The following is a 23,673-nucleotide window of genomic DNA, read 5'->3' as shown; positions in this document are numbered from 1 at the left end:
GTGCGCATGGACGAGGCGAACGATTCCAGTCAGGGCAAGCATCCGCGCGGCTTCCTGCTGACGCGGCACTGGCGCGACCTCGACGCCGGCGTCGAGCTGGAGTTCTGGCTGGCGACGGAAGAGGGGCCGCGGCGGGTGCGCGTGCCGGGCCAGCACGCGGTCGCCTTCATCCCGCGCGAGCAGCGCGAGCAGGCCGAATTCGTCCTGCGCGGGGAACGGGGCTGCGAATTGCGCGAACTCGCGCTGACCGACTTCCACCACCGCCCGGTGCTCGGCCTGTACTGCCGCCACTACCGCAAGCTGCTTGGGCTGGAAAAGCGACTGCGCCAGCATGGCGTCGACGTCTACGAGGCCGACGTGCGGCCGCCCGAGCGCTACCTGATGGAGCGCTTCATCAGCGCGCCGGTCCTGTTTGCCGGGACACCGGCCGAAGGCGACCCGCGGCTGCTGCCCGACGGCCAGCTGAAACCCGACGGCGACTACCGGCCCCCGATCCGCACCGTCTCGCTCGACATCGAGACGACCATGCAGGGCGAGCTGCGTTCGATCGCGCTGGAAGGCTGCGGCCAGCGCCAGGTCTACATGCTGGGCCCGCCGAACGGCGACGCCAGCGGGCTCGACTTCGCCTACGAGATCTGCGACACCCGGCTGGCGCTGCTGGACAGGATGGAGGAGTGGTTCCGCATCCACGATCCGGACGCGGTGATCGGCTGGAGCCTGGTCCAGTTCGACCTGCGGGTCCTGCAGAAGCACGCCGAGGCCCTGCATCGCCCGCTGCGCCTGGGACGCGACGGCAGCCCGATGGAATGGCGCGAACGTAATGGGGGTGATCGTCAGGGCGGGCAGGAGCATTATTTCGCCGGGATCGCCGGCCGCCTGGTCATCGACGGCATCGAGGCGCTGCGCTCGGCCACCTGGAGCTTTCCGTCCTTCAGCCTGGAATCGGTGGCGCAAAGCCTGCTGGGCGAGGGCAAGGAGATCGACAATCCCTACAACCGGATGGCCTCGATCGACCGCATGTTCAACGAGGACAAGCCGGCCCTGGCGCGCTACAACCTGAAGGACTGCGAGCTGGTCACCCGCATCTTCGAGAAGACCGGGCTGATGTCCTTCCTGCTGGAGCGCGCCAGCGTGACCGGCCTGGCAGCCGACCGCAGCGGCGGCTCGGTGGCGGCTTTCGAGCACTCCTACATCCCGCTGATGCACCGCCAGGGCTTCGTCGCGCCGAACATCGGCGACGTGCCGGGGGCCGACAGCCCCGGCGGCTTCGTCATGGATTCACGCTCCGGCCTGTACGACTCGGTACTGGTGCTCGACTATAAAAGCCTGTACCCGTCCATCATCCGCACCTTCCTGATCGACCCGGTCGGGCTGGTGGCGGGGCTGGCCGAGCCGGAGGAAGCGACGGTGCCGGGCTTCCGCGGCGGGCGCTTCTCGCGCACCCGGCACTGCCTGCCCGGCATCGTCACGCGTGTATGGGCGGGCAGGGAAGCGGCCAAGCGCGAGAAGAACGCGCCGCTTTCGCAGGCCCTGAAGATCATCATGAACGCGTTCTACGGCGTGCTGGGCACCACCGCCTGCCGCTTCTTCGATCCGCGCCTGGCGTCCTCGATCACGATGCGCGGGCACCAGATCATGCACCGGACCCGCGAGCTGATCGAGGAGCGCGGCTACCAGGTGATCTACGGCGACACCGACTCGACCTTCGTCTGGCTCGGGCGCGCGCATGCGGACGAGGAGGCGCGGCGGATCGGCCGCGAGCTGGTGGAGCACGTGAACGGCTGGTGGCGCGCCACCCTGCGCGACGAGCTCGGACTGGAGAGCGCGCTGGAGCTGGAGTACGACGTGCATTTCCGGCGCTTCCTGATGCCGACCGTGCGCGGCTCGGACGAGGGCAGCAAGAAGCGCTACGCCGGCCTGGCGACCGCCAGCGACGGCAGCGACGAGATGATCTACAAGGGCCTGGAGACGGTGCGCACCGACTGGACCCCGCTGGCCCAGCAGTTCCAGCAGGGCCTGTACGAGCGCATCTTCCAGCGCCAGCCCTATGAAGACTATGTGCGCGACTACGTGGCGCGCACCCTGCGCGGCGAACTGGACGAACTGCTGGTCTACCGCAAGCGCCTGCGCCGCGGGCTGGACGAATACGAACGCAACGTCCCCCCGCACGTGCGCGCGGCGCGCATCGCCGACGAATTCCACCTGCGCCAGGGGCGCCCGGCCCAGTACCGCAACGGCGGCTGGATCCGCTACGTCATGACCACCGCCGGCCCCGAACCGCTCGACGTGCGCGAGGGCGGGACGATGTCGGCGATCGACTACGAGCACTACCTGAGCAAACAGCTGGAGCCGGTGGCGGATGCGATCCTGCCCTTCCTGGGGGATGGCTTCGGGCGGCTGACCAGTCCGCAGGGGGCCCTGTTCTAGGCGTAGCGGCGATGGAAGCGCCCACCCAGCCGCGTCAGCACTTCATAGCCAATGGTGCCCGCCTCGCGCGCCACCTCATCCACCGTCTGGTGTGACCCCAGCAGCTCGATTTCCTGCCCCGGCGCCACCCGCGCCTCGTCGATCCCGCTTACATCCAGCGTGATGCTGTCCATCGACACGTTCCCGGCAAACGGCACGCGCATGCCGTCGATCCAGGCATGCCCGCGCCCCGACAGCGAACGCAGCCAGCCGTCCGCATAGCCGATGCCGATGGTGGCGATCCGCGCCGGCCCGGTGACGGCATGGCGCGCGCCGTAGCCGACGACGTCGCCGGCCGCCACCATCCGCGACTGCACGATACGGGCGTGCAGCGAGACCGCCTGGCGCAGCGGATTGGCATGCCCCGGCTGCGGGTTGATGCCGTACAGCGCGGCGCCCGGGCGCACCAGGTCGTGGCGGAAGCCCTGGCCCAGGAACACGGCCGAGGAATTCGCCAGGCTGCCCGGGATGCCCGGGAAGCGCGCGCGCAGCTGCGCGAAGCGCGCGCGCTGCAGGTCGTTCATCGGGTGCTCGGGCTCGTCGGCGCAGGCCAGGTGGCTCATCACCAGCACCGGCTCGAGTTCGTCCTTCCAGGCCGGGTCGGCGAGCAGGGCGTCGACGTCGCACGGGGCCAGGCCCATGCGCGACATGCCGGTATCGAACTGCAGCGCGGCCGGCAGGCGCCGCTGCAGCAGCCTGCCGGCGCGGCGCCATTCCTCGATCTGGGACGGGTCGTTCAGCACCGGCACCAGTCCATGCCGGACGAAGTCGGCCGCCGTGCCGGGCGGCGGGCCGTGCAGCACGTAGATGGCGCTGTCCGCGGGCGCAATCTGGCGCAGCCGCACGCCTTCTTCGAGATGGGCGGTGAAGAACACGCGGCAGCCTTCGAGCGCCAGCGCGGGCGCCACGATGTCCATGCCGAGGCCATAGGCGTCGGCCTTCATCACGGCGGCGCAGCTGGCCCCGGCCGCCGTTTCACGCAGCAGGCGATAGTTCGCGCGGATCGCATCGAGGTCGATCGTCAGCACCGCCCCGGCGCGCGCGGCATCAACTCCATGCGCGACGCCCTGCGCGGCGCCATTCGCAACGCCAGCCATCTCAGGCCTTCGCGAAGTCGGGACGGGTGGCGCTCGGGCGCGAACCGGCGTAGCGGAAGATCGCCAGGTCGTCGGCGTGGATGGCCGGGATCTTGCCGCTGACCAGGTCGGCGATCACGCTGGCCGAGCCGCAGGACATGGTCCAGCCCAGGGTGCCGTGGCCGGTGTTCAGGAACAGGTTGCGCAGCGGGGTCGCACCCACGATCGGGGTCGAGTCCGGGGTCATCGGGCGCAGGCCGGACCAGAAGCTGGCCTTCGAGACGTCGCCGCCGCCCGGGAACAGGTCGCTCACGACCATCTCCAGGGTCTCGCGGCGGCGCGGGTTCAGTTCCTTGCTGTAGCCCGCGATCTCGGCCATGCCGCCGACGCGGATGCGGTTTTCGAAACGGGTGATGGCGATCTTGTAGGTCTCGTCCAGGATGGTCGACACCGGGGCCTGGGCGGCGTCGGTGATCGGCACCGTGATCGAGTAGCCCTTCAGCGGATACACGGGAACGCGGAAATACTTTCGCAGCAGCAGGCGCGAATAGCTGCCCAGCGCGAGCACGTAGCGGTCGGCGGTGAAGGTAGCTTTGGCGGTGCGCACGCCGGTGATCTGGTCGCCCTGCGACTCGATCGCGTGGATGTCGACGCCGAACTCGAAGCGCACGCCCAGCGCGCGGGCCATCTCGGCCAGCCTGGTGGTGAACATCTGGCAATCGCCGGTTTCGTCGTTCGGGAGGCGCAGGCCGCCGACCAGCTTGTCGCGCACCTTCGCCAGCGCCGGCTCGGCGTTGGCGAGCTGTTCGCGGCTGAGCAGCTCGAAGGGCACGCCGGCCTGGCGCAGGATCTCGATGTCCTTGGCGGCGCCGTCGAACTGGGCCTGGGTGCGGAACAACTGCAGGGTGCCCTGCTGGCGGCCTTCGTAGTCGATGCCGGTTTCGCTGCGCAGTGCGCGGATGCAGTCGCGGCTGTACTCGGCCAGGCGCACCATGCGTTCCTTGTTGACGGCATAGCGCTCGGCGTCGCAGTTCTTGAACATCTCCCACATCCACTGCAACTGGAACAGCGAGCCGTCCGGGCGGATCGCCAGCGGCGCATGGCGCTGGAACAGCCACTTCATGGCTTTCAGCGGGATGCCGGGCGCAGCCCAGGGCGAGGCGTAGCCGGGCGAGATCTGGCCGGCGTTGGCGAAGCTGGTTTCCAGCGCCGCGCCAGGCTGGCGGTCGATCACGGTCACCTCGTGGCCGCTCTTCGCCAGATAATACGCAGTCGTGACGCCGACCACACCGCTGCCCAGCACGATTACTCGCATAGTGTTCTCAAAAAAAGTGATTGGATTGCTCAGGAATTATTGCTATCTTATATCCGGTATAGCCATAATTGTTCCTATTTTTAAATACCTATTTGGTGAATCTTCATGCGTGTTCAAAAAGAATCGAGCCGGGTACTCGACAAGATTGACCTGCACATCCTGTCCATCCTGCAGCAGGACGCCCGCATCGTGATGAAGGACCTGGCCGAGCGGGTCGGGCTGTCGCTGACGCCCTGCATCGAACGCGTGAAGAGGATGGAGCGCGACGGCGTGATCGCCGGCTACTACGCGCGCGTCAATCCGCAGGCGATGGGCCTGCAGATCCTGGTGTTCGTCGAGATCACCCTGCTGCAGAAGTCGGAAAAAGCCTTCGAGCGCTTCCGCCGCGCCATGCTGGGCATTCCAGAGGTGATGGAATGCCACCTGGTGTCGGGCGACTTCGACTATCTGATCAAGGCGCGGATTCCCGAGATGTCGGAGTACCGCCGGCTGCTGGGCGAGATCCTGCACCTGGCGGATTCGGCGCAGTCGAAGAGCTATGTGGTGATGGAGGAGGTGAAGGAAACCCTGGCCTTGTCGATCGGTTCATAGCGGTGTCGGTATCCGTGGTTTTTTGGAACAGAAACTGATGAAAATGAGCAAGACTTAGCCTTGTACCGACACAGGTCCGACGTTCATCTCTAAAATCATTTCCCAGAAGAATCACCACTTTCGGGACAAGACATGAAATCGGTTCAGCAGGAAGTCGACGAGCGCAGCAACCTCACCGGCACCAATAAATTCGAGCTTTTACTTTTCCGCCTCGGCGGCGACGAGAACGGCAAGCACAGCGAGCTGTTCGGTATCAACGTGTTCAAGATCCGCGAGATCGTCGCGATGCCGGAGATCACCGCGATCGCAGGCAGCCCGAAGCACGTGCTGGGCGTGGTCAACCTGCGCGGCCAGATCATCCAGGTGCTGGACCTGCCGGGCATCGCCGGGGTCAAGCCCGCGACCGGCCTGAACATCATGCTGGTAACCGAATTCGCCCGCACCACCCAGGCCTTCGCGGTCGAGAGCGTGGAAGAGATCGTGCGCCTGGACTGGAGCCAGGTGATGTCGTCCGAGCACAGCGCCGGCAGCGGCATGGTGACCAGCATCGCCCGCCTCGAGCCGCAGGACGGCCAGCCGGGCCGCCTGGCGCAGGTGCTGGACGTCGAGACCATCCTGCGCGACCTCAGCCCGGCCTCGGAAGACGAGGGCCGGGCGGTGGCGCAGGCGGTCGGCAGCAGGATCGAGATCAAGCCGGGTTCGGTGGTGCTGGCGGCCGACGATTCCGTGGTCGCGCGCGCCCTGATCGAGCAGGGCCTGGACGCCATGGGCCTGCCCTTCATCATGACCAAGAGCGGCAAGGAATGCTGGGAGCAGCTGAACGCCATCGCCGGCGCCGCCGAAACCGAGGGCAAGAGCGTCTACGACAAGGTGGCCGCGGTGCTGACCGACCTCGAGATGCCGGAAATGGACGGCTTCACGCTGACCCGCCGGATCAAGACCAGCCAGCGCTTCTCGAACCTGCCGGTGGTGATCCATTCTTCGCTGTCGGGCACCACCAACGAGGAACACGTCAAGAAGGTCGGCGCCGACGCCTACGTGGCCAAGTACTCGGCCGAAGACCTGTCACGGACCCTGCGAGCTGTTCTGCGCCCTTGAGTTCCGGTATGATCGGGCAGTCGATTTGTTACCGAACTGCCAAGTGATCACTACCAAGCCAGAAGCCCGCGCAGCTGACGTCGCTCATCCTGCCCACCTTGCCGCACGCGTCCTGAACCTCGTCAACGTCGGCGTCATCGTGCTCGACGCCGACCAGCGCATCGTGCTCTGGAGCAGCTGGCTGACGCCGCGCTGCGGCCGCGCCGCGGCGCGCGTCATGGGGCATTCGCTGTTCGAGGTCTTTTCCACGCTGCGCGGCTCGCGCGTCGAGGCGGCGGTGCTGGCCGCCCTGGCCGACGAAACCGCCACCGCAATTCCCCACGCCGACAACCGCAGTCCCTTCCCGCTTCGCGCCGCCGGCAGCTTCGACGGCCCGCTGATCGAGCAGGCGGTCTCGGTGTCGCCTTTCCGCGAGGACGGCGAGCTGTTCTGCCTGGTCGAGATCCGCGACATCAGCGGCGCCAATGAACGTGAACGGCGCCTGCTCGACCACGCCGAATCGCTGCGCGCCCGCTCCTACGTCGACGGCCTGACCGGCATCGCCAACCGCCGCTACTTCGACGTCGCGCTCGACCGCGAACTGCGGCGCGCCCAGCGGATCAAGGGCACGCTCTCGCTGCTGCTGACCGACATCGATTCCTTCAAGGCCTACAACGACCACTTCGGCCACCAGGGCGGCGATACCTGCCTGTCGGCGGTGGCGCAGGCCCTGGCAAGCCGCCTGAAGCGCCCGGCCGACGTCGCCGCGCGCTACGGCGGCGAGGAATTCGCCGCGATCCTGCCCGACACCGATGCGGCGCAGGCGCGCCAGCTCGCCGAGAACATCCGCGAATACGTGGCCTCGCTGAACCTGCCGCATGCGCCGTCCGCGGTGCATCCCCGCGTCACCCTGAGCATCGGCGTGGCCAGCATGGAGACGGGCCGCCTGGACGACCCCAAGGCCCTGATCGAAGCGGCCGACCAGGCCCTGTATGCCGCCAAGCGCGGCGGACGCAACCGGGTGGTGGTCGACGGCGAGCAGTAAGCAGGCGCCGGACCATACGAATGTGACGGGAAGGCGGGGCGGCATGCACCGCCTTTTTCATTTGTACTGACATCCGGAATATTCATGAGGCTTTGCGGGCCCCGGCCCTAGCCAGCGCCGGTGTTTTCGCGCATATTATGTGGTTTGCACCATGGCTTCGCGCCAGTCGGGCCGTCATTACAGGAAGATGGCGGCACTACGATGCCAGCGTGCCCTTGTCCGGAGTATTCCATGCTGCTTGGCCTTGTTCGCGTCGCACTTCGTCGGCCCTATACCTTCGTCGTGCTGGCGCTCACCCTGCTGATCATCGGCCCGCTGGCGGCCGTGCGCACGCCCACCGACATCTTCCCGGACATCAAAATGCCGGTGATCGCGGTCGCCTGGCAGTACACCGGCCTGCCGGCGGACCAGATGGCGGGGCGGGTCTCGACCCTGTTCCAGCGCTCGCTGACCACCACGGTCAACGACATCGAGCATATCGAGGCGAACACCTATCCCGGCATCAGCGTGGTGAAGATCTTCTTCCAGCCCGGCGTGGACATCGCGGTGGCGAACGCGCAGGTGACGGCGATCTCGCAGTCGGCGCTGCGCCAGATGCCGGCCGGGATCACGCCGCCGCTGATCCTCAACTACAACGCCGCCACCGTGCCGATCCTGCAGCTGGCGCTGTCCGGCAAGGGCCTGTCGGAGCAGCAGCTGTTCGACCTCGGCATGAACACCGTCCGCACCCCGCTGGTGACGGTGCCGGGCGCCGCGATCCCGCTGCCCTACGGCGGCAAGCAGCGCCAGGTGCAGATCGACGTCAAGCCGGACGCCCTGCAGGCGCGCGGCCTGTCGGCCCAGGACATCGCCAACGCGCTGGCGGCGCAGAACGTCCTGACGCCGGTCGGCAACCAGAAGATCGACGCCTTCGAATACACGATCCAGCTGAACAACGCGCCCTCGGCGATCGAGGAGCTGGCGCGGCTGCCGGTGAAGGTCGTGAACGGCGCCACCATCTACCTGGGCGACGTCGCCGACGTCCACGACGGCAATGCGCCGCAGACGAATATCGTCCACGTCGACGGCGGCCGCTCGGTGCTGATGTCGATCCTGAAGAACGGCTCGGCGTCCACGCTGGCCATCGTCGACGGCGTGCGCGCCAAGCTGGACCAGATCAGGGCGGGCCTGCCGGACGCGCTGAAAGTGGTGCCGATCAACGACCAGTCGGTGTTCGTGCGCGCCGCGATCAAGGGCGTGGCGACCGAGGGTGCGATCGCGGCGCTGCTGACCAGCATCATGATCCTGCTGTTCCTGGGCAGCTGGCGCTCGACCGTGATCATCGCGGTCTCGATCCCGCTGTCGATCCTGGGCTCGATCATCGCGCTGGCGGCGACCGGCGAGACGCTCAACCTGATGACGCTGGGCGGGCTGGCGCTGGCGGTCGGCATCCTGGTCGACGACGCCACCGTCACCATCGAGAACATCAACTGGCACCTGGAGCAGGGCAAGGCGGTCGAACCGGCGATCATGGACGGCGCCCAGCAGATCGTGGCCCCGGCCCTGGTCTCGCTGCTGTGCATCTGCATCGTGTTCATCCCGATGTTCTTCCTGCAGGGCGTGGCCGGCTTCCTGTTCGTGCCGATGGCGAAGGCGGTGGTCTATGCCCTGGTGTGCTCCTTCATCCTGTCGCGCACCCTGGTGCCGACCATGGCCAACTGGCTGCTGCGGGCGCACGACCCTCGCGAGGAACACGCGCACAAGCCGCGCAATGCCTTCCAGCGCTTCCAGCGCGGCTTCGAGGCCCGCTTCGAGGGCCTGCGCCACCGCTACAAGGGCATCCTCCAGCATGCGATCGAGCACCGCCGGCCCTTCCTGGCCGGCTTCCTGGCGGTGGTGGCGCTGTCCTTCCTGCTGGTGCCTTTCCTGGGCAGTAACTTCTTCCCATCGGTCGATTCGGGGCAGGTGCTGATCCACGCGCGCGTGCCGATCGGCACCCGCGTCGAGGAGACCGCGAAGCGCTTCGCGAAGATCGAGCAGGCCATCCGCGGCGTGATCCCGAACCGCGAGATCGTGACCATGGTCGACAATATCGGCATGCCGTCCTCGAGCATCAACACCACCTACGGCAACACCGGCACCATGGGCACCCATGACGGCGACTTCCAGATCGCGCTGGGCGAGGGCCACGCGCCGACCGCGGACTACGTGAAGAAGCTGCGCGAGGTGCTGCCGCGCGCCTTCCCCGACACCACCTTCTCCTTCCCGCCGGCCGACATCGTCAGCCAGATCCTGAACTTCGGCTCGCCGGCGCCGATCGACGTGCAGGTGCGCGGCCGGAACATCGACGCCAACTTCGGCTATGCGGCGGAACTGCTCAAGCGCATCCGCGCGATCCCCGGCGTGGCCGACGCCCGCATCCAGCAGTCGAACCGCGCGCCGCTGTTCAAGGTGGAGGTCGACCGCACCCAGGCCCAGCTGCTCGGCCTGACCACGCGCGACGTCACCAACAGCATGGTGGTGAACCTGGCCGGTTCCAGCCAGGTATCGCCGACCTACTGGCTGAACCCGGCCAACGGCGTGACCTATCCGATCGTGATGCAGACCCCGCAGAGCCAGCTCGATTCGCTGGCGGCGCTGGCCAATCTCCCGGTCGGCAGCGGCGCCAACGCCAACGCCGCCACCCTCGGCGGCCTGGCCCGCTTCGAGCGCGGCAACGGCAGCGCCCTGATCAGCCAGTACGATATCGCACCGATGGTGCAGATCCACGCCACCACCCAGGACCGCGACCTGGGCGCCGTCGCCGCCGACATCCGCAAGGTGCTCGCCGACACCCGCGCCGACGTGCCGAAGGGCTCCACCGTCGAGATGCTGGGCCAGGTGCGCACCATGGAGCGCGCCTTCTCGGGCCTGCTGTTCGGCCTGCTGGGCGCGGTCGGCCTGATCTACCTGCTCATCGTGGTCAACTTCCAGTCCTGGACCGACCCGGCGGTGATCGTCTCGGCGCTGCCGGCGGCGCTGGCCGGCATCGTCTGGATGCTGTTCGCGACCCACACCACGCTGTCGGTGCCGGCGCTGACCGGCGCCATCATGTGCATGGGCGTGGCCACCGCCAACAGCGTGCTGGTGATCAGCTTCGCGCGCGAGCGCCTGGAGGTGCTCGGCGACGCCGCCGCCGCGGCATTGGAAGCGGGCTTCGTGCGATTCCGTCCGGTCCTGATGACGGCCCTGGCGATGGTGATCGGGATGCTGCCGATGGCGCTGGGCCTGGGCGAGGGTGGCGAGCAGAACGCCCCGCTGGGCCGCGCCGTGATCGGCGGCCTGGTATTTTCGACCATCGCCACCCTGGTCTTCGTTCCCGTCGTTTTCAGCCTGGTCCACGGCCGCCGCCGGCAGCGCGTGCCGGACGCCGGCTTGCCCCCTTCTGGAGTTCCTGCCCATGCCAACTAAATCCACTTCCTCCCGCCCGCTGGTCGTCGGCGCGATCGCCGCCGCCGTCGCCGCCGCCGTGGTGATCGGCGGCCTGGCCACCCGTCATTCGCAGGCCGAGCAGCTCAAGGACACGGCGGCGGAGCACGCGGTGCCGACCGTGAGCCTGGTGGCGCCGAAGGACATCGCGGGCGCCCCGATGGAGCTGCCGGCCCGCATCGAGGCGTGGTCGCGCGCGCCGATCTACGCCCGCGTGTCGGGTTACCTGGCGCGCTGGAACGTCGACATCGGCGCCCCCGTGAAGGCCGGCCAGGTGCTGGCCACGATCGAGACCCCGGACCTCGACCAGGACCTGCGCCAGGCCCAGGCCCAGCTCGCGGTCGCGCGCAGCAACCTGGCGCTGGCCGAAAGCACCGCGAAGCGCTGGCAGTCGCTGGTGGCGCAGCAGGCGGTCTCGAAGCAGGAGGCCGAGGAGAAGCAGGGCGATTTCGTTTCCAAGCAGTCGAACGTGCAGGCCCTGCAGGCCAGCGTCGACCGCCAGCAGGCGCTGAAGCGCTATACGCAGCTGGTCGCGCCTTTCGATGGCGTGGTCACGGCGCGCAACACCGACGTCGGCGCGCTGGTCAACGCCGGCGCCTCTGGCGCCAGCGGCAGCGAGCTGTTCGTGGTGTCCGACCTGCGGCGCCTGCGCGTCTACGTGCAGGTGCCGCAGCGCCAGGTGGCGCAGATCCATCCGGGCAGCACGGCGCACGTGAGCGTGCCGGAACGTCCGGGCAGCCGCTACGAGGCCAGGGTGCAGTCGTTGGCCCAGGCCATCAACGCCGGCTCCGGCACCATGCTGGTCCAGCTGGCGGTCGAGAATCCGAAAGGAGAATTGCTGCCGGGCGCCTTCGCCACCGTGCAGTTCGACCAGGCCGCGCCGGTCGGGAATGCGGTGGCGATCCCGCCGGCCGCGCTGATCATGGGCCGCAACGGCGCCCAGGTCGCGACCCTGGATGCCGGCAACCGGGTGCGGATCAGGAAGGTGACGATCGCCCGCGACTACGGCAATGTGATCGAGCTGGGGGAGGGCGTGACACGGGCGGACCGCATCATCGACAGCCCGCCGGACGGGCTGGCGGATGGGGATCAGGTGAAGGTGGCGCAGGCGGCTGCGCCACGTAAGGCTGGCTGAGCAGGGTGGGCACGGTGTGCCCACCCTGGGTTTTTCAGCGCTTGGTGACGCGCCAGACCACGTTGCCGACGTCGTCGGCGATCAGCAGCGCCCCGTCCGCATCCTGCGCCATGCCGACCGGCGCACCGAACAGCTGCTTCTCGTCGGCCGAGTGGAAGCCGGTCACGATCGACTGCGCCGGTCCGCTGGGCATGCCGTTTGCGAAGGGCACGAATACGACCTGGTAGCCGCTCAGCGGCGTGCGGTCCCAGCTGCCGTGCTCGGCGACAAAGGCGCCACCCTTGTATTGCGGGAACATGTTGCCGGTATAGAACCACAGGCCCAGCGCCGCGACGTGCGCGCCCAGCGCGTAGTCCGGCTTGATGGCCTTGGCGACCAGGTCCGGGCGCTGCGGCTGGACGCGGCGGTCGACATTCTGGCCGTAGTAGCTGTAGGGCCAGCCGTAAAAGCCTTTTTCCTTCACGGAAGTCAGGTAGTCCGGGACCAGGTCGGCGCCGATTTCATCGCGCTCGTTGGCGATGGCCCAGAGCTTGCCGGACTGCGGCTCCCAACCGAGCCCGGTCGGATTGCGGATGCCCGAGGCGAACACGCGGCTGGCGCCGGTGGCGGCGTCGACTTCCAGCACGGCGGCGCGGCGGTATTCCACTTCCAGGCCGTTTTCCGTGATGTTGCTGTTCGAGCCGCTGCCGACATACAGGTGCTTGCCGTCGGGGCTCGCCAGCAGCGCCTTGGTCCAGTGGTGATTGACCGTGCTGGGCAGGTCGCCCAGCTCGACGCCCGGATCGGACATCTTCGTTTCGCCAGGCGTGTAGTGGTACTTCATGATGTTGCCGGTGTTCGCGATATACAGGGTATCGCCGACCAGCTGGATGCCGAACGGGGAGTGCAGGTGCTCGATATAGGTGAACTTCTCCCACTCGCCGCCGGCGCCGGGCTTCCTGCGCAGCAGGGTAACGCTGTTGCCGCCCTTGCCGCCCTTGCCGGAATTGTTCTTGACCTTGCCGGCGATGACCTGCTTCGGCGTCGTGACTGCTTCCTCGCCCGGACCGTTGGCTTCCACCACCAGCACATCCCCGTTCGGCAGCACGAGCAGCTGGCGCGGGTGCTTCAGTCCGGACGCGATCTTCTCGATCTGCAGGCCGGCGATGACCTGCGGCTTGGCGTCGCCTTTCCAGCCGACACCGTCGGGCACCTGCATGGGCGGGACCAGGAAATCCTTCGGCTTGGGCATGGCCGGGTTGCCGCCCACCTGCTGGGAGATGTTGAGCTGGGCCTTCTCGCCGCAGGCACTCAGGGCCAGCGACAGGCCGGCCGCGACGCCCAGCGCCAGCGGCCATCCGCGTTTATGCTTAACCATGGCTCACCTCCTTGTAGACGACGGCGTCGCCGGCCAGGACGATCCTGCCGACGACCATCGCCAGCACCGTCAGGACCGACAGCCACACGCCGGCGGGCATGGTGCCGTAGGCGTCACGGCTGTGCACGAAGGCATTGAAGAGGGCCGCCACGATCGCCACCACGTTGAGCCAGAAGTTCAGGGTCAGGTTGGTGGTGCGGACACGGCGCCTGCCGAACCAGGTGCGGCCCAGGTTGATGAGCTGGGGGATGATGGCGAACACCAGCCCGATGCTGATGAGCCAGGCCGCGGCTTTCACCCAGAGGACGGTGAAGGTGTTGATATAAAGGATGTCGAAGATCAGCGCGGCCACGAAAAAACCGAACGGTATCGGGTCGAGCACATCGAATATCGCCGATGTGACGCTGAAGCGGGATGCATGGGGGTGCGATTGCATGATGCTGCCCTTTCTTGGTTTAAATGCCCCTTTCCGGGGTGCGGATGTGTGTTATGAGATTAGCATGGATGCTGAACATGACGTCGCATGACTGGCTCGGCCAGCCCCAGGGAACCGCTGCCGACGCGCCAGAATCCGCATGAGCATCCTCGAAAAGCTTCGTTGTCGGGACGATCACGCAGGCCTAAGCTGGGCGCATCTCGACTCATCCGGAGCCCACCATGTCCGCCGTTCTCGACGCCGTCCCGCAGTCCCGCCAACGCTTTGCCATCAAGCCCTTCGACGCCCCGCTGGGCGCCGAGGTGCTCGGACTCGACCTGTCCCAGGCGCTCTCCGGCGAGGACTTCGCGCGCCTCCACCGCGCCCACCTCGACCACCACGTGCTGGTGTTCCGCGACCAGCACATCACGCCCGCCCAGCAGGTGGCCTTCAGCCGCCGCTTCGGCCGCCTGCAGGTCCACGTGCTGCGCCAGTTCCAGCTGCGCTCGGATCCCGAAGTGCTGGTCATCTCGAACATCCGCGAGAACGGCCAGCCGATCGGCCTGGGCGACGCCGGCCACTTCTGGCATTCCGACCTTTCGTACAAGGAAACGCCGAGCCTGGGCTCGATGCTGCATGCGCAGGAGTTGCCGGAGGAGGGCGGCGACACCCTGTTCGCGAACCAGCACACGGCCTGGGAAACGCTGCCGGCTCACCTGCAGCGTGCGGTCGAACATGCGAGGGCCGAGCACAGTTACCTGAACCGCTACGCTGATCTGCAGAAGCGGAATCCCTGGCGTCCGAACCTGACCCGGGCCCAGATCGACGAGGTGAAACCGGTCGTGCATCCGGTGGTGCGCACCCATCCCGAGACCGGCCGCAAGGCGCTGTTCGTCAGCGAGCACTTCACCACCCGCATCGTCGGCCTGCCCGACGACGAATCGCGCGCGCTGCTCGACGCCCTGTTCGAGCTGAGCACCCGTCCCGAGCACATCTACCGCCACCGCTGGCAGCCGCAGGACATGGTGTTCTGGGATAACCGCTCGCTGATGCACCTGGCGGCCGGTTGCCCCGACCACCAGCGCCGCAAGCTGTACCGCACGACCATCGAAGGCGACGCCCCGTTCTGAACCCTTTTGAAAAGACCACCATGCCCATCCAGTTTTCCAGATTCGCCGCCGGACTGAGCCTGTCCGCGCTGGCCTTGTCCGCCACCTTCGCCACGCCGGCCCGCGCCGAGGGGCAGTTGCGCATCGCCCAGCAGTTCGGCGTCGTCTACCTGCTGCTCAACGTGGCGGAAGACCAGAAGCTCATCGAAAAGCATGGGCGCAAGCACGGCGTGCCCATCAAGGTCGACTACGTCCAACTTTCCGGCGGGAACGCCGTCAACGATGCGCTGCTGTCCGGCTCGATCGACGTGGCCGGCGCCGGGCTCGGCCCGCTGCTGACGATCTGGGACCGCACCGCCGGCCGCCAGAACGTCAGGGGCATCGCCTCGCTCGGCAACTTCCCCTACTACCTGGTCAGCACCAACCCGGCCGTGAAGACGATCGCCGACTTCAGCGACAAGGACCGCATCGCGCTGCCCGCGGTGACGGTCTCGGTGCAGGCCCGCATCCTGCAGATGGCGGCCGCGAAGCAATGGGGCGTGGCCCGGTATGACCGCCTCGACCGCCTGACGCAATCGGTGCCGCACCCGGACGCCGCCGCCGCCGTGATCGCCGGCCGGACGGAACTGAACAGCCACTTCGGCAACCCGCCGTTCCAGGATCAGGAGCTGGCCGGCAATCCGAAGGCCCACGTCGTGCTCGATTCCTACGAGGTGCTGGGCGGTCCGAGCTCGGCAACGGTGCTGTACGCCACCGAGAAGTGGGTCAGGGAGAATCCGAAAACCTACGGCGCCTTCATCGATGCGCTGGGCGAGGCGGCGCAACTGGTGTCGTCCAATCCGGAACTGGCGGCCGACGCCTACCTGCGCGTGACCAAGGCGAAGACCGACCGCGCCTTCCTGCTGAAGGTGATCAGGAATCCGCAGATCCAGTTCAAGGTGGCGCCGCAGAATACCCTGGCGCTGGCGCAATTCCTGCACCAGACAGGCGCGATCAGGAAACAGCCGAGCTCCTGGCGCGACTACTTCTTCCCGCATCCGGCGCTGGCCTCGGGCAGCTGAGGGGAGGCGAGATGAACGTACTGCCTTTCCAGAGCCTCCACGCCAGCCAGCAGGAACCGCCGCGCCTGCCGGCGCCGCTGCTGCGGGCCCAGGACGTCGGCATCGACTACGCCACGGCCAGCGGCAGTGTGCGCGCGACCCACGCCGTCAGCTTCGACGTCTACCCGGGCGACCGCTTCGTCCTGCTGGGGCCTTCGGGCTGCGGCAAGTCGACCCTGCTGAAAGCCATCGGCGGCTTCGTGCGGCCGGCCGTCGGCGGCATGCTGCTGCGCGGCCGGCGCATCGTCGGCCCGGGCCCGGACCGCATCGTCGTGTTCCAGGAATTCGACCAGCTGCCGCCGTGGAAGACGGTGCTGCAGAACGTGATGTTCCCGCTGATCGCAAACGGCGTGAAGCGCGGCGAGGCCCGCGAGCGCGCCGCGCACTGGCTGGGCAAGGTCGGGCTGGCCCGCTTTGCTCAGGCCTATCCGCACACCCTGTCCGGCGGCATGAAGGCCAGGGTGGCGATCGCCCGCGCGCTGGCCATGCAGCCGGACATCCTGCTGATGGACGAACCCTTCGCGGCGCTCGACGCGCTGACCCGCCGGCGGATGCAGGAAGAGCTGCAGGCGCTGTGGGAAGAGGTCCGTTTCACGATGCTGTTCGTGACCCATTCGATCGAGGAGGCGCTGGTGGTGGGCAACCGCATCCTGCTGCTGTCGCCGCATCCGGGCCGGGTGCGGGCCGAGCTCGACAGCCAGCGCTTCGGCCTGGCCAGCAGCGGCAGCCCGGACTTCCAGGCGACAGCGCAGCGCATCCACCGCCTGCTGTTCGGCGAGGATGCGCAGCAGGCGGCGCCGGACCGCGCTACCGAGGCCGTGATGGCGGGGCGGTCATGAGCGCGCCCTACGAACCGGTCGCGCGTCCCGAGTACGAGCTGCCGCTGCCGCCAACCGCGCCGGAGGCGGCGCGCCCGCTGACCCGGTCCGAACGCCTGCGCCGCGGACTGCAGCAGGCCGGCTGGCTGCGCAAGGGCCTGCTGCTGGCGATGCTGGCCGGGGGGTGGGAATGGGCGGCGCGCACGGCCGGCAACGAGCTGCTGCTGCCCGGCTTCCTGCAGACCTTCCATGCCTTCGCCGATGGCGTGGTCTCGGGCGAGCTGCCGCGCTATGTGGGAGTGTCGCTCGGGGTACTGCTGCAGGGCTACCTGGCCGGGGTGCTGGGTGCTTTCATCCTGACCTCGCTGGCGATGTCCAGCCGTATCGGACGTGACCTTCTGGAGACCCTGACCGCGATGTTCAATCCGCTGCCGGCGATCGCGCTCTTGCCGCTGGCCCTGCTGTGGTTCGGGCTGGGCAAGGGCAGCCTGGTCTTCGTGCTGGTGCACTCCGTGCTGTGGCCGGTGGCGCTGAACGCCCATGCGGGCTTCCGCGCGGTGCCGGAGACGCTGCGGATGGCCGGCCGCAACTACGGCTTCAAGGGCCTGCGCATGGTCACGCAGATCCTGGTGCCGGCGGCGCTGCCGGCGATCCTGTCTGGGCTGAAGATCGGCTGGGCCTTCGCCTGGCGCACCCTGATCGCGGCGGAGCTGGTGTTCGGCACCACCTCGGGCAAGGGCGGTCTCGGCTGGTACATCTTCCAGAGCCGGAACGAGCTGTTCACCGACAAGGTCTTTGCCGGGCTGGCAACGGTGATCGTGATCGGATTGTTGTTCGAGCACTTGGTGTTCGATACGGTCGAACGGCTGACCGTACGACGGTGGGGCATGCAGCGCTGACCGTGATGGCGGCACGACAATTTCTTGTCGTGCTGCCTGCAAAAAGGTAACATTGGAGATGTTTCCGCATACTCCCACCCTCGCCACCGAATCCGCGCTGGAGCAGGCCAAGATCAGCCGTCCCTACCGCGAGCTGCTGCGGCTGTTCGAACAGGCGCCCGGTTTCGTCTGCTTCTTCCGCGGCCCGCAGCATGTGTATGAACTGCAGAACCATGCGCACCACCGCCTGGCCGGTTTCAAGGACATCATCGGCAAGCCGGTGCGCGAAGCGCTGCCGGAGCTGGAAGGCCAGCAGTTCTTCGAGCTGCTCGACCAGGTGTTCGCCAGCGGCCAGGCCTTCGTCGGCACCGCGCTGCCGCTGGGCGTGATCCCGGCGAGCGGCGGTGCGGCGGTGCTGCGCTACATCGACTTCGTCTACCAGCCGATCGTCGACGAGAGCGGCGCGGTGGTCGGCATCTTCTCGCAGGGGAACGACGTCACCGAGCGCGTGCACGCCGAAGAAAACCTGCGCCGCAAGCAGGAAGAGCTCGAGCGCATGGTCGAACAGCGCACCGCCGCCCTGTCCGAAGCCCACGCGGCCCTGAAGCTCGCGAATGAACTGCAGGGCGACAAGATGCACCTGCAGCGCCTGTTCGAGCAGGCGCCCGGTTTCATCTGCGTGATGCGCGGGCCCGAGCACGTCTTCGAACTGGCGAATGCGGCCTACCGCCAGCTGACCGATGGGCGCGAACTGATCGGCAAGCCGATCCGCACCGCCTTGCCCGAGGTCGTGGCGCAGGGCTTTGCGGACCTGCTCGACGAGGTCTACCGCAGCGGCAAGCCCTTCATCGGCCGCGCGGTGCCGGTCGCACTGCAAAGTGGCCCGGCCGGCGCCACGACCTTGCGTTACCTCGACTTCATCTACCAGCCGGTGCTCGATCCGATGGGCGAGGTGATCGGCATCTTCGTGCAGGGCAGCGACGTCAGCGAGCAGAAGCAGGCGCAGGACGAACTCGCGCGCCACCAGAGCGAGCTCGAATCGCTGGTGAGCGCGCGCACGGAAGAACTGTCGGCGGCCCAGCATGCGCTGCAGCGCTCGCAGAAGCTGGAAGCGATCGGCAAGCTGACCGGCGGCGTGGCACACGACTTCAACAACATCCTGCAGGTCGTCGGCGGCAACCTCGAACTGCTGCAGCGCCGCCTGCCCGAGGGCGAGGGCCAGCGCCTGCTCGGCGTCGCCCAGAAGGCCGTCGAGCGCGGCGGCAAGCTCTCTTCGCAGCTACTGGCCTTCGCGCGCCGCCAGCCGCTGCAGCCGGTGGTCGTCAATCCGGGCCGCATCGTCAGCGACATGGACGACCTGCTGCGGCGCGCGCTGGGCGAGACCATCCAGATCGAGACCGTCAAGGGCGGCGGCCTGTGGAATACCGTGGTCGATCCGCACCAGCTCGAGAACGTGATCCTGAACCTGGCGATCAATGCGCGCGACGCCATGCCGAACGGCGGCCGCCTGACCATCGAGATCGGCAATGCGATGCTCGACGATACCTATATCGCGGCCGAGCCGGACATCGTGGCCGGCCAGTACGTCATGATCGCGGTGTCCGACACCGGCAGCGGCATGAGCCGCGAGGTGCTGGAACGCGCCTGCGAACCCTTCTTCACGACCAAGCCGGAAGGCGTCGGCACCGGCCTTGGCCTGTCGATGGCCTACGGCTTCGTCAAGCAGACCGGCGGCCACTTCAAGATCTACAGCGAAGTCGGCGAGGGCAGCACGGTGCGCATGTACTTCCCGCGCAGTTTCGAGAGCGAGACCGGGATCACGCGCCTGACCGGCGGCCCGGTCCAGGGCGGCAGCGAGACCATCCTGGTGGTCGAGGACGATCCCGCGGTGCAGGGCACCGTGGTCGAGATGCTGGGCAGCCTGGGCTACCGGGTGCTGAAGGCGGACAACGCCCTCGAAGCGCTGGGGATCGTCAAGAGCGGCATCCTGATCGACCTGCTGTTCACCGACGTCGTAATGCCGGGCCCGTTGCGCAGTCCCGAGCTGGCGCGCCAGGCCAAGGCCCTGCTGCCGGGACTGGCCGTGCTGTTCACCTCGGGCTACACCCAGAACGCGATCGTGCATGGCGGCCGCCTGGATCCGGGCGTCGAGCTGCTGTCCAAGCCGTACGGACGCGACCAGCTGGCGCGCAAGGTGCGCCACCTGCTGGCCAACCGTGCCATCCCCGCCGCGCCGGCGCCGGGCAGCGTGACGCCGGCCGCCGTGCGCCGCCGCATCCTGGTGGCGGAAGACAATCCGGACCTGATGCAGATGACCTGCAGCCTGTTCGAGACCCTCGGCCACGAGGTGCGCGGCGCGACCACGCTGGACGCCGCCGCCGGGCTGCTGCGCGAAACCGCCTTCGACCTCCTGTTCACCGACATCGACCTGGCCGGCAAGTCCGGCGTCGAGCTGGCGCGCATGGCGGTGCAGGAACAACCGGCGCTGCGCGTCGCCTTCGCTTCCGGCTACGGCGCGCCGGACCGGGATGCGCTCGGCTTCCCGTTCTGGATCGTCGCCAAGCCCTACCGGCTGGAAGACCTCGAGGGCGTACTGGAGAAACTGGCATGATCTTCCTGACCGTTCCCTATGCCGAAAAGGACGAGGCCAAGCAGCTCGGCGCACGCTGGAATCCGACCCGCAAGCGCTGGTATGTGCCGGACGGCGTCGCCACCGAGCCCTTCGCGCGCTGGATCGCGAAGGACGGCGCGTCGGCGGCAGGCCGCGAGGACGCCCGCGCCGCCAAGCTCGTGACCGGCGCACGCTACCTGGAGCTCGACCACGCCTGCGATCCCTTCTCTCCCTGCGAACGCTGCGCGCCGGTGCTGGCGCAGAGCGGCTGGAGCGCCGCCCACGAGGACGTGCTGAAGGCCTTGCGGGCCTTGCGCTAGCTGCGCGCCGGCGGCGCCTCGGCGAGCGCGGCCAGCAGGGTGTCGAGGTCGACCGGCTTGACGAAGTGGCGGTCGAAGCCTGCTGCCCTGGAGAGTACCTTGTCGTGCGCCTGGCCGTAGCCGGTCAGGGCCAGGTAGAGGGCGTCGCGTCGCGCCGGCTGCTGTTCCGCGAGCGCGTGCAGGCGCCGCGCCAATGCATAGCCGTCGATGTCGGGCAGGCCGATGTCGAGGATGAAGACTTGGGGCCAGTCCTGTTCGGCCAGCGCCAGCGCGTGCTGCGGCGTGTGCGCCACGTCGGCCCGGTGGCCGAGGGTGCGCAGGATCTCGGCCAGCGACTGCGCGGCGTCGGCGTTGTCGTCGACGATCAGGACGTGCGGCAGCGCGTCCGGCATGCCGGGCAGGACGCCTTGCGCAGCGGGGCCGGCCGGCGCCGCGCCGCGCACCGGCTGCGCCAGCGGCAGCAGCACGCGGAAGGTGCTGCCCAGCCCCGGTCCCGGACTCTCGGCCTGGACGCTGCCGCCGTGCAGCCCGACCAGGCTTTTTACCAGCGCCAGGCCGAGTCCGAGGCCGCCCTGGGCGCGGTCCGGCGTGCGTTCGGCCTGGGTGAACAGTTCGAAAATCAGGGGCAGCAGGTCCGGCCCGATGCCGATGCCGTTGTCGCGCACCGAGAGCGCCGCGCGGCCTTCATGCACGTCGAGCGCCAGGGAGATCGCGCCGCCCTGCGGCGTGTATTTGGCGGCGTTGTTGAGCAGGTTGGCGACGACCTGCACCAGGCGGATGCGGTCGCCGTCGACCCAGGCCGGACCGGCGTCGATGGCCAGGTCGAGGTGGTGCTTGCGCGCCTCCACCAGCGGGCGCGCCTGTTCCAGCGCACTGGCCACGACCGCCTTCAGGTCGACCCGCTCGCGCTGCAGCTCGACCAGGCCGCGGGTCACGCGCGAGACGTCCAGCAGGTCGTCGACCAGGCCGGTCAGGTGGCGCACCTGGCGCACGATGATCTCGCTCGACTGGCGCACCCGTTTCTCGTCGGCCGCCACGTGAACCAGCAGCTGGGCCGCGCTGGTGATCGGCGCCAGCGGATTCCTGAGCTCGTGCGCCAGCATCGCCAGGAACTCGTCCTTGCGCCGGGCGGCCGCCTTCAGCTCTTCTTCGCCGCGCTTCTTGTCATGGATGTCGGTCAGGCTGCCCATCCAGCGCACGATCTCGCCGCGCTCGTCCGTGACGGGCAGGGCGCGGTTCAGGACCCAGCGGTACTGGCCCGTGTGGTGCAGCAGGCGGTGCTCGACCTCGTAGGGTGAGCCGTCGGCGAGGCTGCGCGCCCAGGCGGCGTCCAGCGCCGGCATGTCCTCGGGGTGGATCACCTTGACCCAGCCGTCGCCGAGCAGCTCTTCCTCGGGCAGGCCGGTGAACTCGCGCCAGCGTGTGTTCAGGTAGTCGTTGGTGCCGCCGGCGCCGGCCGACCACACCATCTGCGGGATCACGTTGGCGATCGAACGGAACCTGGCCTCGCTGTCCTTCATCGCGCGCTCGGCCGCGACCTGGGCGCTGATGTCCATGTTGGCGCCGACCGCGCCGACGATCTCGTTCTGTTCGTTGCGGATCGCCGCGGTGCGGATCAGGATCGTGCGCCGCGTGCCGGCCATGCCGAAGGGTTCGATCTCGGCGATGGCGCTGCTGCTCTCCTCGCCGCGCAGGACGTGCGAGATCGGCCACTCGTCCGCCCCGATCGGCTCGCCGGCGCGCGGATGGCCGGCGGGCCACCAGCCCTTCCAGCGCACCAGCTCGTCGCGCTCGCCCGGGCCGGGATGCTCGCCCCAGATGTCGCGGTTGGCGGGATTCGCGACCAGCAGCCTGCCGGCGGCGTCGACGTAGACGATGCCGACCGGCGCGGCGCCCAGCAGGACGTCAAGGCGGCGCCGGTTCTCGAGCTCGCGCAGCAGCGCGCGCGAGGCGATGCGCTCGCTCTCGTCGCGCGCCAGCTCGGCATTCTTGCGTTCGGTGATGTCGATCGCGACACCGGCGAAGCGGCGCCTGCCGGTGGTCAGGTCCTGGAACACCTTGCCGCGCGCGTTCACCCAGACGTCGGCGCGCGACAGCTGGGGGATGCGGTATTCGATGTCGTAGACGGTGTCGGTGGCGATCGCGTGTGCGATCGCGGCGACCACGCGCGGGCGGTCGTCCGGGTGGATCATGTCGGTGAAGCGCTCGAGCTCGGTGCCGGCGCGGGCCAGCGCGGCGTCGACCTGGAACAGGCGCGCGAAGCGCTCGTCGACGAAGGTGGCGCCGGTGTCGAGTTCGTAGGCCCAGGTGCCGATATTCCCGGACGCCGTCAGGCACAGGGCGTAGCGTTCCTCGGCATCCTTGTGGCGGGCCAGGGCCAGCATCTTGTCGGTCACTTCGACAACGGTGCACATCATGCCGCGCACCACGCCGGACTCCTCGCGCAGGGGACTGTAGGAGAAGGTGAACCAGGCCTGCTCGGGATAGCCCTTGCGCTCCACCGTGAGCTGGAAGTTCTCGAAGAACAGGGATTCGCCGTCCAGCACGCGGCGCGCCAGCGGCGCCATGGTCTCGCGGACCTCGGGCCACAGCTCGAACAGCGGCGCGCCGAGCGCGACGGGGACACGGTTGCCGAGCACCGGCGCATAGGCGTCGTTATGGAACACGAACAGCTCTTCGCCCCAGCCCAGGAAGGTCGGGAAGGACGAACCGAGCATCATGCCGAGCGACATGCGCAGCAGGGGCGGCCAGCCGGCGATGGGGCCGAGCGGGTGCGCGTTCCAGTCCTGCGCCAGGGTGCGCGCACCGGCGTCGCCGCCGTTGGCCAGGAAAACGTCGCGGTGGTTCATCGTCGGGTCGGTCGGTTAGCGATCAAACTTGTCATTCTACCCAACATGCGCGAGGCGCGCCCGC

Annotated in this window: 17 protein-coding genes; 12 read left to right on the top strand and 5 right to left on the bottom strand. The window is 68.3% G+C overall.

From position 1 onward, the window contains the following. Window positions 1-6: 6 nt before the first annotated feature. A complete protein-coding gene (locus AM586_RS03255; protein ID WP_047825330.1) occupies window positions 7-2,427 on the top strand; it encodes a DNA polymerase II in 2,421 nt (806 codons plus the stop codon). Here the strand turns inward: AM586_RS03255 and alr are convergent. Together alr and AM586_RS03245 are read right to left on the bottom strand one after the other, a co-directional pair. Next, window positions 2,424-3,563, bottom strand: a complete 1,140-nt coding sequence (gene alr / locus AM586_RS03250) for an alanine racemase (protein ID WP_047825329.1) — start codon at window positions 3,561-3,563, stop codon at window positions 2,424-2,426. The two genes, AM586_RS03255 and alr, sit on opposite strands and share 4 nt — an antisense overlap. Window position 3,564: 1 nt before the next feature. Beyond that, the gene (locus AM586_RS03245) at window positions 3,565-4,857 is read right to left on the bottom strand and encodes a D-amino acid dehydrogenase (RefSeq protein ID WP_047825328.1); all 1,293 of its coding nucleotides are present in this window, start codon (window positions 4,855-4,857) and stop codon (window positions 3,565-3,567) included. 105 nt (window positions 4,858-4,962) lie between these two features. Between AM586_RS03245 and AM586_RS03240 the strand changes: the two genes are divergently transcribed. The 5 genes from AM586_RS03240 (at window position 4,963) to AM586_RS03220 (ending at window position 12,152) form a co-directional block, all read left to right on the top strand. Next, a complete protein-coding gene (locus AM586_RS03240; RefSeq protein ID WP_047825327.1) occupies window positions 4,963-5,448 on the top strand; it encodes a winged helix-turn-helix transcriptional regulator in 486 nt (161 codons plus the stop codon). Between the two features lie 132 nt (window positions 5,449-5,580). After that, window positions 5,581-6,546 carry a chemotaxis protein gene (locus AM586_RS03235; protein WP_047825326.1) on the top strand — a complete coding sequence of 322 codons (966 nt, stop codon included), beginning with the start codon at window positions 5,581-5,583 and terminating at the stop codon, window positions 6,544-6,546. A gap of 43 nt (window positions 6,547-6,589) precedes the next feature. Beyond that, the gene (locus tag AM586_RS03230) at window positions 6,590-7,570 is read left to right on the top strand and encodes a diguanylate cyclase (protein ID WP_229411181.1); all 981 of its coding nucleotides are present in this window, start codon (window positions 6,590-6,592) and stop codon (window positions 7,568-7,570) included. Between the two features lie 234 nt (window positions 7,571-7,804). Further along, entirely contained in the window at window positions 7,805-10,999 is a 3,195-nt protein-coding gene (locus AM586_RS03225; protein ID WP_109370546.1) for an efflux RND transporter permease subunit, read from the top strand. Beyond that, the gene (locus AM586_RS03220; RefSeq protein ID WP_047825324.1) at window positions 10,989-12,152 is read left to right on the top strand and encodes an efflux RND transporter periplasmic adaptor subunit; all 1,164 of its coding nucleotides are present in this window, start codon (window positions 10,989-10,991) and stop codon (window positions 12,150-12,152) included. Before AM586_RS03225 ends, AM586_RS03220 begins: the two co-directional genes overlap by 11 nt. 34 nt (window positions 12,153-12,186) lie before the next feature. Here AM586_RS03220 and AM586_RS03215 read toward each other — a convergent pair whose 3' ends face one another. Beyond that, entirely contained in the window at window positions 12,187-13,509 is a 1,323-nt protein-coding gene (locus AM586_RS03215) for a sorbosone dehydrogenase family protein (RefSeq protein WP_047825323.1), read from the bottom strand. Further along, on the bottom strand, window positions 13,502-13,945 hold the full coding sequence (locus AM586_RS03210) for a DUF2231 domain-containing protein (RefSeq protein ID WP_047825322.1): 444 nt from the start codon (window positions 13,943-13,945) through the stop codon (window positions 13,502-13,504). Before AM586_RS03210 ends, AM586_RS03215 begins: the two co-directional genes overlap by 8 nt. Before the next feature lie 221 nt (window positions 13,946-14,166). On the opposite strand from AM586_RS03210, the gene AM586_RS03205 reads away from it, so the two are divergent. From AM586_RS03205 to AM586_RS03180, 6 genes are read left to right on the top strand one after another with little or no spacing between them, the layout of a single operon-like run. Continuing rightward, the gene (locus tag AM586_RS03205; protein WP_047825321.1) at window positions 14,167-15,054 is read left to right on the top strand and encodes a TauD/TfdA family dioxygenase; all 888 of its coding nucleotides are present in this window, start codon (window positions 14,167-14,169) and stop codon (window positions 15,052-15,054) included. Between the two features lie 20 nt (window positions 15,055-15,074). Next, entirely contained in the window at window positions 15,075-16,094 is a 1,020-nt protein-coding gene (locus AM586_RS03200; protein WP_047825320.1) for an ABC transporter substrate-binding protein, read from the top strand. A gap of 11 nt (window positions 16,095-16,105) precedes the next feature. Next, window positions 16,106-16,972, top strand: coding sequence for an ABC transporter ATP-binding protein (locus AM586_RS03195; RefSeq protein WP_047825319.1), 867 nt, complete (start codon window positions 16,106-16,108; stop codon window positions 16,970-16,972). Further along, window positions 16,969-17,850 carry an ABC transporter permease gene (locus tag AM586_RS03190; RefSeq protein WP_047825318.1) on the top strand — a complete coding sequence of 294 codons (882 nt, stop codon included), beginning with the start codon at window positions 16,969-16,971 and terminating at the stop codon, window positions 17,848-17,850. Before AM586_RS03195 ends, AM586_RS03190 begins: the two co-directional genes overlap by 4 nt. Window positions 17,851-17,908: 58 nt before the next feature. Beyond that, on the top strand, window positions 17,909-20,440 hold the full coding sequence (locus AM586_RS03185) for a response regulator (protein WP_052233985.1): 2,532 nt from the start codon (window positions 17,909-17,911) through the stop codon (window positions 20,438-20,440). Then, complete coding sequence (locus AM586_RS03180) at window positions 20,437-20,760, top strand: DUF5710 domain-containing protein (protein ID WP_047825317.1); 324 nt, start codon at window positions 20,437-20,439, stop codon at window positions 20,758-20,760. The genes AM586_RS03185 and AM586_RS03180 overlap by 4 nt, the downstream gene beginning before the upstream one ends. On the opposite strand, the gene AM586_RS03175 is transcribed toward AM586_RS03180, so the two are convergent. Continuing rightward, entirely contained in the window at window positions 20,757-23,609 is a 2,853-nt protein-coding gene (locus AM586_RS03175) for a PAS domain S-box protein (RefSeq protein ID WP_052233984.1), read from the bottom strand. The genes AM586_RS03180 and AM586_RS03175 overlap by 4 nt on opposite strands. Window positions 23,610-23,673: the final 64 nt, after the last annotated feature.

This window comes from Massilia sp. WG5 (genome assembly GCF_001412595.2).
Taxonomy (GTDB): Bacteria; Pseudomonadota; Gammaproteobacteria; order Burkholderiales; family Burkholderiaceae_D; genus Telluria.
The sequence above is the reverse complement of the archived record's forward strand: the minus strand, read 5'-3'. Positions and strand labels throughout refer to the sequence as shown.

What these genes read in the sequence shown, in the direction of transcription:
- AM586_RS03235 (WP_047825326.1), top strand. Translation starts at nt 5,581, where the DNA reads ATGAAATCGGTTCAGCAGGAAGTCGACGAGCGCAGCAACCTCACCGGC.
- alr (WP_047825329.1), bottom strand. Translation starts at nt 3,563, where the DNA reads ATGGCTGGCGTTGCGAATGGCGCCGCGCAGGGCGTCGCGCATGGAGTT.
- AM586_RS03185 (WP_052233985.1), top strand. Translation starts at nt 17,909, where the DNA reads ATGTTTCCGCATACTCCCACCCTCGCCACCGAATCCGCGCTGGAGCAG.
- AM586_RS03210 (WP_047825322.1), bottom strand. Translation starts at nt 13,945, where the DNA reads ATGCAATCGCACCCCCATGCATCCCGCTTCAGCGTCACATCGGCGATA.
- AM586_RS03240 (WP_047825327.1), top strand. Translation starts at nt 4,963, where the DNA reads ATGCGTGTTCAAAAAGAATCGAGCCGGGTACTCGACAAGATTGACCTG.
- AM586_RS03195 (WP_047825319.1), top strand. Translation starts at nt 16,106, where the DNA reads ATGAACGTACTGCCTTTCCAGAGCCTCCACGCCAGCCAGCAGGAACCG.
- AM586_RS03245 (WP_047825328.1), bottom strand. Translation starts at nt 4,857, where the DNA reads ATGCGAGTAATCGTGCTGGGCAGCGGTGTGGTCGGCGTCACGACTGCG.
- AM586_RS03205 (WP_047825321.1), top strand. Translation starts at nt 14,167, where the DNA reads ATGTCCGCCGTTCTCGACGCCGTCCCGCAGTCCCGCCAACGCTTTGCC.
- AM586_RS03200 (WP_047825320.1), top strand. Translation starts at nt 15,075, where the DNA reads ATGCCCATCCAGTTTTCCAGATTCGCCGCCGGACTGAGCCTGTCCGCG.
- AM586_RS03215 (WP_047825323.1), bottom strand. Translation starts at nt 13,509, where the DNA reads ATGGTTAAGCATAAACGCGGATGGCCGCTGGCGCTGGGCGTCGCGGCC.
- AM586_RS03180 (WP_047825317.1), top strand. Translation starts at nt 20,437, where the DNA reads ATGATCTTCCTGACCGTTCCCTATGCCGAAAAGGACGAGGCCAAGCAG.
- AM586_RS03255 (WP_047825330.1), top strand. Translation starts at nt 7, where the DNA reads ATGGACGAGGCGAACGATTCCAGTCAGGGCAAGCATCCGCGCGGCTTC.
- AM586_RS03220 (WP_047825324.1), top strand. Translation starts at nt 10,989, where the DNA reads ATGCCAACTAAATCCACTTCCTCCCGCCCGCTGGTCGTCGGCGCGATC.
- AM586_RS03175 (WP_052233984.1), bottom strand. Translation starts at nt 23,609, where the DNA reads ATGAACCACCGCGACGTTTTCCTGGCCAACGGCGGCGACGCCGGTGCG.
- AM586_RS03190 (WP_047825318.1), top strand. Translation starts at nt 16,969, where the DNA reads ATGAGCGCGCCCTACGAACCGGTCGCGCGTCCCGAGTACGAGCTGCCG.